Here is a 10,831-nt window from a genome sequence, read left to right on the forward strand (position 1 = left end):
CTTCAGGATCCCTATGATCTGCTCTTCCGTAAAACGACTGCGCTTCATCCGTCCGTATCCTTCTCGATCGGACTCTACTTTTAAATGGTTACATTTCCGGGGGGCACGTCACAGCTTACCGTAGTAGTGCTGTCTGTGTATGTCCCTCATGGGCACAACATGCAGCATACTGTCGGGATTCAGGTGGTTATTTCCGACCGGGCAGACCCAGTGTCTGTGCTGGGAAAGCGCAAGTGGACCATTCATCGCCCTTTTCTGATTTCTCGGATTGCTGAGTACCATGTCCGTTCCACTGCCTGCTTCATTGAAGCAGGCAGCACTTCAGATATCAGCCTGCTTTGACAAGGTTCATGTCAGCGTGAGCCAGTTTTAAGGACGGCCCCGTAAAATTTCTCCAGAGCAATCTGGTAATTCGCCATATCGAATTTCCTTGCCTGTATGGGGCCTTCCTGACGCATCCAGTTGGAAAGGGCATCGTCACTGTCAAGTCTCTGGATACCTTCCATGATGCTGATCGTATCATAGGCGTTCACCATCAGGCCGGCCTTGCCGACGACTTCAGGCAGAGATGCTTCATGAGAGGTCAGTACAGGGGTGCCCATCATCATGGCCTCTACGACCGGAAGGCCAAAACCTTCTGTCAGGGAAGGAAACAGAACGGCCCTTGCGCCCCGGATAATCATCATCAGATCATTTTCCGGAAGATATTCCATCTGGATGATCCGTCCCAGGCGCTTTCCGCGTTCCAGAAGCTGCTGTTCGCCTTCGGCTTTCCAGGCCATGGCACCTACCACTACCAGGGGCCTCTGGGTTTCGGATGCCAGAAAAGCCTCAATCAGACGGGCAATATTCTTTTTGGGTTCGATGGAACCGTAATAGAGAAAGTATTCTCCAGCCCTGAGATCATAGAGACGATTCAACGTCTGTGTGATAATTTCAGCAGGAATATTCTGGACGGCGGTCTGTTCCCGGACTGACTGGTAAGTATTGTGAGTGATTGCTGCCGCCTGGGGTGCGAAGTCAATGATGTCCTTTCGGGAAGCTTCCGAAACGGTGCATATCGCATCTGCATGCCGGACAATGTCCGTGATCAGCCTGAGATGATTGGTCTTGTTGTCCAGCGTAGTGTGGGGCAGGCGGAGCGGTACGAGATCGTGAATGGTATAGACGTTCTTCGTATTCCGTGCGCGGATCGGCAGGGGATAGGTCCAGTGCATAACATCCGGTGGGTTCGGAAGTGTGATGCTCAGGAAACGGCGCGTCCGACGATAATGGTTCCATGCCGTGATGAACAGATCCCGTGCATTGAGGATGCGGTCAAAAGCCGGGAGGCGCTCGGAAAAGGAGCGGGCATCCACATGTTTGTCTACTGGGATGCTGACTGCGCGATGTCCCAGCACATCGGCACGGGCGCGTTCTTTCCATCTGGCACCCAGAAAACGGGCCCGGCGGCTTTTTTCTTCTGCGCAGAGCTGATCGAAGAACAGGATCTCACGCAGCAGGCTCTGTGCTTTTGATGGAATGTTCAGGCCGTACAGAACGTCAACTTCATATGACATTTCCTTGAGGGCATAGCTCAGCGTGCGCGCATAGGTCGCGACTCCCGTTCCGCGGGGCAGAGCAAGATTGAAACCATCAAGAGCGACATGAAGACGAGGCTGACTGGACACTGGAACTCCTTGGACGGGAATACTGGAAAGCGGCATCAGACCGCTGGGTTGTGGCGGGAAGAAGATTGTTTTGAGGCCACGAGATCGCGATACAGGGCCTTGAAGCGTATCCCGTAATCATGAGGGTTGAAATGTTTCACCCGCTCATTGCCAAGTTCAACAAAGCTGCGGCAGAGGTTTTCGTCACGGTCCAGGCGGATCAAACCCTCGGTGATTGATCCAACGTCGTGCGGATCCACCAGACAGGCTGCGCCACCCGCAATTTCTTCTGTGGTGCTTCCCTGAGAGGTCAGGACAGGAACACCAAGTGCCATGGCCTCAACGATTGGAAGGCCGAAACCTTCGGCAAGAGACGGGAACACAACGGCGCGGGCGCTCTGGATGGCGGCAATAAGATCTGCGCGGTCAATCCAGTGGAGTAGCATAACACGCTCTGGATGAAGATGATCCGATAATGCCGCAAGCTCCTCCTGGGCACCAAATCCCTGCGGACCTATAAGCACCAATGTGCGCTGGCTGCGACTGAGACTATGGGCCCGGATCAGGCGTCCGATGTTTTTGCGACGTTCTATGGTGCCGATATGGATAAAGCTTCCTTCAGAACAGGGAACGCGTCCTGCAGAAGGAAGGCGCGAAAGTTCTGACCTGATGTTTGTTGCCTGGTGAATGGCGCAGATGCGTTCGGCAGGCAGGCTGAAATGCGCCATGATTTCTTTTTTGACGGTTTCGGAAATCGTGACGATCAGATCGGCTTGCTCAGTAACTTTCTCAAGCAGCCGCTGTGTGCGTGTCGGATCGGTCTGACAGAACTCAGGGTGCAGAATGGGAATGAGGTCATGGATGGTCACAATGTTTGGACAGCCCGGCATGTAAAGCGGCAGAGGACACGTCCAGTGCATGACAGCAGGCTTTTGCTCGGGCTCAATGGCCAGCAGCTTTCCGAAAATATTGAAATGCACATGGCCAATCCGGAAGAGATCTCTGGAAAACAGATTTCCAGTCTCGTGGCCTGTGCCAGTAATGGCCTTCCGTTTCCGGCTGCTCAGTGCCCGGGCAAACCGTAATCCGCGGGCGGAAAAAGAGTGGGGATATTTTGAATCAACGGCATTTGGCCCGGATGTTTCATGAAGCCAGCCAACGGAAACATCTTTCTGCTCTTCCAGGGCCTCGGCAAGGGTTCGCGTGTAGGTCGTAACCCCTGTGCCCATGGCACGGCCGGTATTTCTGGCATCCAGAGTAATCTGCATGAAAGAACAGGCTTACTGCGACCGGATACGGGTTTTGAAAACACGGTCCAGTAGCGGGACCGTGGTGGCATAATTGCCATGGATCCGCGCGTAATGGTGAAGCAGATGATGTTTCCGGAGAATTTTCGCAATCGGCCCCCGGGAGTGGGTCTGATGGCAGGCCCAGTGCACCGTATCATATGCCGTATAGCCCGTAACAAACCCGGCAAAAGCCGAGTTGGGCGCAGGGAATCCGGAATGCCTCCAGGCAAGCCAGATCAGGAAGCCCAGGGGAAGCGTAACGGTCAGGGGCATGATGCTGCGCAGAGGATCTTTTGGATCCGCATGGTGATTGCCATGGATAAGAAAGATAAGATGGCGTCCCACCGCAGAATTAAGCTTGAGATGGAAAATGTACCGGTGAGCAAAATACTCAAAAAAGGTCCAGACCAGAAGTCCGCTCAGAAATCCGAATGCGATTTTCCCACCCTGTTCTGTCCGAAATGCCGCGACTATTGCGACAACAGTGATGGGAAGCCACACGCTGAAAAACAATGGAAACGGAGTTAGGGTCGTGAGTTCCAGCCATTTGTTTCGAAACAGGCGGACCCGCGTCGGATGTGCCCTGAAAGTGCGGACCATCATTGCAAACCTCATTTGTTTGTCGCGACCCTGCGGGAGAACCTTCTGGCTGTTTGCAGAAGCAACCTACGATCCTACTTCCTATCACCCGGCTAGTTCCCTGTAAATCATAGTAAAATCCAAGGCTGATCCAGTGTGTGCATATAGCCGCAGAGCAGAAAAATTCCAAAAGGCCTGAACCAGGCCATAGATTGGATCGGGTGCTGATCTGTCTTTCTGGCAATGGTTCCTTTCCTGGCGGCGCTTTCGAATAGCTCTTATGGCTGAATCGCATCACCATAAGGTTAACCGGAGGCTGAATTCATGGTCAGGAAGCAGTCTTTTCCTCTCTTGAAATGAACAAATGCCAGCATGGAACGCAATTTTTAGCATCTCGCCAAGAATCTGATCTTGCTGGGTTAAAAAATGAAGCGGATGCTCTACGTCCAGTTCGAGCATTCACCTTTTGCTATTGCCCTCATCCTTACCTTGAGGATGAGGGGCGATGGGAACGGGCAGAGTAGTTTCAGTGGCCGCCGGAAACTGTGCTGTTCGATACAAAGGTGGAGACGTGATCGAGTGCGCGGGAGATGCTTTGTGGCCAGTTGAGGATCTGGTCCGGTTTCAGTGGGGCGGACGCCATGGTGACGGGCTGTTTTCCGGAAACCGGCAGTCCTGCGAGGGTTTCGATGGCCTGCATCCAGCCTGGTCCGTCCAGCGGGTCGAGATATGTGGCGGAGGTCTGGCCGATTTCGTGAAAGACCGGGATGTCTGAACACAGTACAGGTGTGCCCAGCGCCAACGCCTCGGCGAGAGGCAGCCCGAACCCTTCTGAAAACGAAGGGAACAGCAGGGCTTTGGCCCCCTTCAGCAGGGTCACGACCGTCGTGTCGGGAAGGGAGTTGTGTTCTTCCATCATTCCCCTGAGGGAGGGAGAGCGTTCGAGCATGTCGATGACCTGCTCGTTCTCCCATCCCCGTTTGCCGACGATGACGAGATGTGGCGCGGCGTCTCCATGAAGCTGGGCCAGCCGCCGCCACAGATTGAGGAGCAGGAGATGGTTTTTGCGCGCCTCGATTGTTCCCAGACAGACGAAATAGGGATGTGTGCGGCGCCCGACCGTGCCCGTTTCTGCATCAGAAGCACTGTCTGCTCCTGACGCAGCCCGCAGATGGACGCCGAGTGGCACGGGCCAGATCGGGATGCTGCGGCCTGCACGTTCAAAATAGGGCAGAAAAGACTGTCGGGTTGCTTCCGAAGGCGTCAGGACTGCATCCGCGTAGCGCACAACCGTCTCGATACGGCGCAGGTGCCGTGCAGGTTCGCGCTCGCGGGCATATTCCGGAAATTCCAGCGGGATCAGATCCTGGATCATGGGCACGAACAGCCCATGACGCCGCCTGATCGCAGCCGCAATCAGTTCCGGTCGTGTCAGATGATGATGGGAAACCAGAAGATAGACGTTGCGGCCGGTCGTCCGGGTGTGTGGTTCGGCAGAACGTCCCAGGCGGGGGACGAGGACTCCGTGCAGAAGAGCCTTTCCCAGTCGGGCCGCCCGTCCTCCGTCGTCAATTCCGTTGTCCCAGACGGCGCCGATCGCTTCAATGAAGGCGACGGCACGGGCGTAGGGCAGGACGGCGAAGCGCCGGAGCGGGTGCGCTGCGGCAAACTCCAGATGATCGGGCTCATGCTGGCAGAGATACCGGGCATATTCGAGTTCGACCCGGTCGATACCGGTTGGAACGCGGGCGCTCGCACGGGTGAGGATGCGCGAGATGTCCAACGTATAGAAAGGGCGTTCTGCGGAGAGAGACCGGGTCATGGGGCGGCCTTTTCCGGGTCCGGAGTTGTAATCTCCGCCGGAGTGTCGGGGTGGGAAGCCAGTTCCTGACGCAGCGCTTCACGGCGTGCCATTTCAGCGCGTGATGCAGCGGCAAAGTCCCGTGGACTGTGGCGTGTCAGGCGGTCGATGGCGTGGCGAACCAGCTTGTCCATTCCTTCGTTCGAAAAGAAACCGCCGGGAATGAGGCAGCGCTCGATCAGGACGCGGCGATAGGCTTCGAAGATCTCTGGGTTTGGCCGTCCGGGATCTGACCAGAATTTCGCCAGAGGGCCCTGAAACGTGATGCCCGGAATATCATAGACGGCGTTCCCCAGTGTGATGACAGGCTTGCCTTCGGCGAGCGCCAAGGTTCCGGTCGTGCTGTTGATGGTGATGACACCCGTAGCGGTGCGGACCAGGTCCGCGATGTCACCCGTTTCGAAATAGTCCACACGGTCCGTAACGCCGTAGGCCGCGGCCTGCATGGCGACTTCATGGCACCAGTTACGGATATTGTTGTCGAGCGGATGTTCCTTGATGACCAGACGCATGCCGCGGGGTGCGTGGGACGTGAAGGACGCGATCACGACGCGGATAGCCTCCGCCATGCCGCTGAAAGACGAATGGAGACGAACCTGGGCGTCTGCATCGAGTTGCAGAGGAAACAGCATGTAGGGGCTGCCTGAGGCCCGTAACGCCTCAAGCTGTTTTTTGCTTCGGTCACGTCGCTCGTCGCTGGCGAGCAGTTTGCGCAGCCAGCCGATCCCTTCGGTCAGGGGATGCCAGGGACGGTAGTTGTTCCAGTGGCGATAATGCCACCGGGAGAGCAGGTCGGCAGTGTTATACGCCAGCCCCTGAAGGGCGCGCGTCCGGAACGAGGACGGGACGGGGTGGTGCGGGGGCAGTGCGGGCAGGGTTTTCGCGCACTGGACGTAATAGTCCGGATCCTTTGACAGGGTGGAATTGCCGTTGACCCCTCCGAGTTCGAACGTCACCCAGTCGGGCCGGAGATAGCCTTCTTCAAAGACATGGACAGGAATATGCAGGCGGGCGCAGACCGCAATGGCGGCACTGTGCAGTGGGCGGCAGTCCCCGAACAACACGACATCGGTAATGTCATGTTCGATGATGATCCGTGCCAGCGTATCCGGCCATTCATTGGCGCGGCCGGTGAAATCAATGCCTCCCGGCAGGCGCCAGAACAGCCGGTCGCCACCGTTGAAATTGACTTTCCAGACTCCGTAGCCGCGGCGGCGCAGTTCCCTGCCGATCAGCCGGAAGAATGGTCCCATCAGCCCCTGAAGAAGCAGAATGTTGCGCTGTACGCTTTCCGGCTTGTGTCCCGTATCGGATGCGGTGTTTCCGGCGGAAGGAGACGTTTTGGCGGTGCTCATGACCGATCGCTCTTTTTCGCTGGTGTGTGCAGCACCGTGTGAACTCCCTGAACAAAGGCTTTTTTGATCGCCCCCTGAGCCTGACGCAGGCGCATGAGAAGATCCGGACGCCAGACTTCGGGGCTGCCGAAGCGGTCGATAAGAATTTCCGGCCCACAGAACAGGCCGGTCAAAGGATCGATATAGCGTGGATAGAGCAGCAATGTGGCGGCGGTAAGCTGTTCCACGTTCAGCCGGCGGGTACGCCGGGCGACAGGCGCGTGATCGTGGGTCAGCCCCCATCCCGCGTAAAAGGGCTGTCCGTAGGTCGTGACGGGCAGTCCGCGCATGAGGGCTTCGAAACCCGTCAGCGATGTCAGGGTATGAACTTCATCCACGACGTCCAGCAGAGGGCTCATGCCCCCCTCGCGGCAGATGTGATCGGCCACGCGCAGAACGTCCGCATCGGCAATGGCACCTGCGCGATGACCTGCATCCACGTCCGGATGGGGGCGGTAGACAATGAACGCATCCGGGCAGGCTTTCCGGACACGGCGCAGCAGATCCATATTGCCCTGAACGTTTCTGCCACCCAATCGGACCGACATGTCATCAGCCACCTGCCCGGGTACCAGAATGATCCGTCGTCCCGCCGGAGTGCCGAGGTTCGGCGGTGTTGCATCGGCAGAATATTTGGAAATGTTCTGCATCCGGATGAGGGTCGTAAGGGACCGGGCACGCGCCTGAAGGTCCTCCCCGAGGGGGTGGGTGGCCAGCAGGACTTCCAGATCGCTGGGCTGTGCAGGGTCGTAATAGGGTCCCCTGCTGTCGGTAATGATGGAGGCAGGCGGAAGAAAGCCGCTTCCGAGGCCAGCCGAGCGTATGAAGCCATCCTCGACGCGGAGAAGTGGAAGACCATCTTTCCGGGCCGCCCGTTCCAGTTCACGCGGCATACGGGTCGCCCAGACGGCGATCCCTTTCGCAGTGTTGTGTCTGCGCGCTGTGGCAATGGCGCTTGTGGCTGTCCGGCGGAAGAGCGGGAGCGGGCGGCGTTCTTCCGCTGTTGCGAAAAATGCCTTCATCCGGTCGCGTTTCCAGAACGACATACCAACACAGACGCTTATGGTACGATTGGCGACAAGAATGCGTTTCCAGTCTGCGAGAAGAGCAATCGCGTCGAGGATGTCGATCGGCATTCCCGAAAATGGCGACCTGTATTCCGTCGCAACTCGGAGGATCTGCAGGGCCTCCGCGGCGGCGTGCGTATCCTGTTTCCAGCCACACCCGGTATCCGGACGCATCACGGCATGTCCTGTCAGGGCTCCGAGAGCAGAAAGCGCATTCATGCTGCCTGACGGTAAAAGCAGGGTGCGGGTTCCACCCAGCAGCGAAAACGGATCGACATTTTCGGACAGGGCCTGTGCACCTTCGGCCTGAGCCGCATCCCGCATCCTGTTCCAGCCTGCGCCGCTGTCAGGTGTGACGAGAACCAGCTGGTCCAGACTGGTCCAGGCTTTTGCCTGCTGCCACATCTGCCGGGCATATGCCGGATCAGGGGGAACGCAGACCAGTATCGGCCCTTTTGCTTTTGCAGCGGGTGCCCAGAACCTGCCTCCCACCCGGGCTTCCGAAATCATCCGGACGGCAGGATCGTTCTGAATGTCCCCTGATTCACACGGAGATTCAGCCAACAGACCGGGCGCGTCTGGTCGGATCCGGCTAAATGGGTGAATAGGGTTTCCCAGAGGAGGCGCGGTCAGGATGAGCGGGAGCGGATTGGATGTCGAAACAGATCCTGAACTCAAGGCGAATGCTCTTCCTTTTTCGTGCCCCTTCCTCTTTCGCTTCTGCGGGGCAGCCGCGAATACAAGGCCAAGGTAACATTCGATATATGCGTTTGAAAGACGTAAAATTAATTATAAAACCACCTAAACTTCCAAGGCGCATCATGAATAAATCAGCTATCTCGGAAATAAATACAAATTCTTAAGGAGTGCATTATGTGAATAATATCAAAATATTGTATTTATTACTTATAGTTTATTTTGTGCTTGAATTCTTGGATCTGAAAGTATACTTTTTCCCGAGTGCCAATAAAGATGCAGTAAAATGTATCCGCAGTACGGCTGGCTTTTTTCGGGCGAGTATTTTTCGTTTCTTCATGGCGTTCATGATGTTCGGTGCTCTTCTGTTTCTGGTGGGGCATCCCGGACCTGCGGCCGTCCTGACGATCCTTATCGGAGTTCTGCTGGTCTTTGGCTCGGGTCTGAAAAGAAACGTTCTTGGTGAACCGCTGATGTTCAGCGATGTCGCGGTCATTGGAGCGTTCGTCCGGCATCCCAGGTTCTATATCGGAGCCATTCCTCCATTTGCCCGGGTTCTGGTTCTGGCCGGACTGGCCTTGCTGGGACTGTCCTTCGTCGGGATGCTGTTGAACGATCTGTTCTATTCCTGGTCAGGTCATGGCCTCGTCCTCCGGATAGAGGGTCTGGGCCTGTTCGCTACGGGCTATGTCTGTCTGAATGGTCTTAGGCGGACCGGGCTGGCGCGGAAAATTCTGCCTGTCGCGGATCTCGATGCGGGGGAGATACGGTACGGGCTCCTGGCGACAATCGTGCTGAGCTGGCTGAGATGGAAAGACGACTGCCGTCGCAAGCTGCAGAACTGGTCACAGGTTCACGCAGGGCGCCTGGATCAGGGGCCTGTGATTATCGTGATTCAGTCTGAATCCTTTGCGGATTCCCGTGAACTCGGCCTTGAAACCAAATCAGCTTGCAGCCTGCCCTATCTTCTGCAAGCTGAACGGGAAGGAGCCGTTGGGAAGCTGCAGGTCTCGGGATTTGGGGCATACACCATGCGGACGGAATATGGTGTGCTGTTCGGCCATGAGGAGAATGAACTCGGTTTCCGCCGGTTCGATCCATATCTTACGGCAGGAAAGCAGACTGAAGATGCTCTCGCTGCCCGGCTGGCTCCGATCTGTGAGGAGAGGATTTTTCTGCATCCACATGATCTCCGGTTCTACGGCCGGGATGCACTGATGCCATCTGTAGGCTTCAACAGGCTGATCGGTACGGAAGATTTCGCCGATGCAGCGCACTGCGGCGTCCATGTCTCAGATCACGCTTTGGGGGACCGGATACTGGCCTTGATCGATGATGCTGTTGCCAGGCCCTCAGGGACATTTATCTTCACGGTCACGATCGAGAATCATGGGCCGTGGTCAGGCGGCGCTGCGGATTATCTTCATCACCTTCGAAACGGGGATGAGCTTCTGGGGCGCGTGGCAGATGCGCTTGAACAGACCGGCCGGGATGCGCTTCTGGTATTTTATGGAGATCACCGTCCTTCGCTGCCAGGGGCCGTAATGCCGGGCGGCGCGCGTCATACGCCGGTGATCATAAAAGGCTTTGGGGCATTTCACGCTATTCCGCGCCTGAACGGCGAGGCCATGACGCCTGCGGGTCTTCATCACCGGATGATCAGTCTAATTGTACGACAGATGAAATAACGATGCCGCCCGCTTCCGGTGTGGATACAACACGAAGAAGCCGGCACCATCATTATCGGACCAGTGAAGCCAACCCGTCGATCTTGTCTGCCAGCGCAGCGATCATGTGCTTGAGATCGTCCGGCGCATCAGATTTGTCTGCCGTGATATTGAGGCGCTCCGCATCGTTCTGAAGCTCGCCGATCAGTTTCTGGATTTCCAGTTCAGTTCCGTTGTCGTCATAATCATCGTTCATGAGCGCAGTTCCTTGTGTGTATGGAAGGAAAAATCGACAGGCAGGCGCTTTCATTCTGGCAACTTCACGCGTCTGGCACGCCATGCTTCGGGAGCACCCTGAACCAGATATCAAGACATTATGATATGCGTTGTCGGGAAACGTCTACCCGGTCCTGCGTGCAGATGCTGCAATCCGGTTCAGAAAGGCCTTCGGGTGAGCAGGGCTGAAGCCGCGATATCTGAAGCGCAGCGTGGCTGCCCATGGATCAAGGTACCGATCGATCAGAGGTGGTCCCCATTTTTCGGACAGGGCAATAAGCTATAATCCGACCTGAGAGAGGACGGGTTTTATGGGCAAGGTTACGCGCAAGAGGTATGCGGCGGAGTTCAAA

8 protein-coding genes are annotated in these 10,831 nt (G+C 56.5%); 1 reads left to right on the top strand and 7 read right to left on the bottom strand.

The features are described 5' to 3' along the window. Positions 1–353: 353 nt before the first annotated feature. The 6 genes from HKD24_RS14400 to HKD24_RS14425 all read right to left on the bottom strand — a co-directional run bounded on the left by HKD24_RS14400 (position 354) and on the right by HKD24_RS14425 (position 8,331). The gene (locus HKD24_RS14400) at positions 354–1,670 is read right to left on the bottom strand and encodes a glycosyltransferase family 4 protein (RefSeq protein WP_194260876.1); all 1,317 of its coding nucleotides are present in this window, start codon (positions 1,668–1,670) and stop codon (positions 354–356) included. Positions 1,671–1,705: 35 nt separating this feature from the next. After that, positions 1,706–2,917, bottom strand: a complete 1,212-nt coding sequence (locus HKD24_RS14405; protein ID WP_194260877.1) for a glycosyltransferase family 4 protein — start codon at positions 2,915–2,917, stop codon at positions 1,706–1,708. 12 nt (positions 2,918–2,929) lie between these two features. After that, positions 2,930–3,553, bottom strand: a complete 624-nt coding sequence (locus HKD24_RS14410; RefSeq protein ID WP_322783337.1) for a sterol desaturase family protein — start codon at positions 3,551–3,553, stop codon at positions 2,930–2,932. A 490-nt stretch (positions 3,554–4,043) separates the two neighbouring features. Beyond that, positions 4,044–5,339, bottom strand: a complete 1,296-nt coding sequence (locus tag HKD24_RS14415) for a glycosyltransferase family 4 protein (protein ID WP_194260879.1) — start codon at positions 5,337–5,339, stop codon at positions 4,044–4,046. Continuing rightward, positions 5,336–6,631 (bottom strand): capsule biosynthesis protein, encoded by a 1,296-nt coding sequence (locus HKD24_RS14420; protein ID WP_194260882.1) that lies wholly within the window; start codon positions 6,629–6,631, stop codon positions 5,336–5,338. Before HKD24_RS14420 ends, HKD24_RS14415 begins: the two co-directional genes overlap by 4 nt. Before the next feature lie 98 nt (positions 6,632–6,729). Beyond that, positions 6,730–8,331 carry a capsular polysaccharide export protein, LipB/KpsS family gene (locus HKD24_RS14425; protein ID WP_322783338.1) on the bottom strand — a complete coding sequence of 534 codons (1,602 nt, stop codon included), beginning with the start codon at positions 8,329–8,331 and terminating at the stop codon, positions 6,730–6,732. Positions 8,332–8,705: 374 nt separating this feature from the next. On the opposite strand from HKD24_RS14425, the gene HKD24_RS14430 reads away from it, so the two are divergent. Continuing rightward, positions 8,706–10,223 carry an LTA synthase family protein gene (locus HKD24_RS14430; protein ID WP_322783339.1) on the top strand — a complete coding sequence of 506 codons (1,518 nt, stop codon included), beginning with the start codon at positions 8,706–8,708 and terminating at the stop codon, positions 10,221–10,223. Positions 10,224–10,275: 52 nt separating this feature from the next. On the opposite strand, the gene HKD24_RS14435 is transcribed toward HKD24_RS14430, so the two are convergent. Further along, the gene (locus tag HKD24_RS14435; protein ID WP_194260881.1) at positions 10,276–10,458 is read right to left on the bottom strand and encodes a hypothetical protein; all 183 of its coding nucleotides are present in this window, start codon (positions 10,456–10,458) and stop codon (positions 10,276–10,278) included. Positions 10,459–10,831: the final 373 nt, after the last annotated feature.

Source organism: Gluconobacter vitians (genome assembly GCF_015244565.1).
Lineage (GTDB): Bacteria > Pseudomonadota > Alphaproteobacteria > Acetobacterales > Acetobacteraceae > Gluconobacter > Gluconobacter vitians.

What these genes read in the sequence shown, in the direction of transcription:
- HKD24_RS14405 (WP_194260877.1), bottom strand. Translation starts at nt 2,917, where the DNA reads ATGCAGATTACTCTGGATGCCAGAAATACCGGCCGTGCCATGGGCACA.
- HKD24_RS14410 (WP_322783337.1), bottom strand. Translation starts at nt 3,553, where the DNA reads ATGAGGTTTGCAATGATGGTCCGCACTTTCAGGGCACATCCGACGCGG.
- HKD24_RS14415 (WP_194260879.1), bottom strand. Translation starts at nt 5,339, where the DNA reads ATGACCCGGTCTCTCTCCGCAGAACGCCCTTTCTATACGTTGGACATC.
- HKD24_RS14420 (WP_194260882.1), bottom strand. Translation starts at nt 6,631, where the DNA reads ATGGGACCATTCTTCCGGCTGATCGGCAGGGAACTGCGCCGCCGCGGC.
- HKD24_RS14435 (WP_194260881.1), bottom strand. Translation starts at nt 10,458, where the DNA reads ATGAACGATGATTATGACGACAACGGAACTGAACTGGAAATCCAGAAA.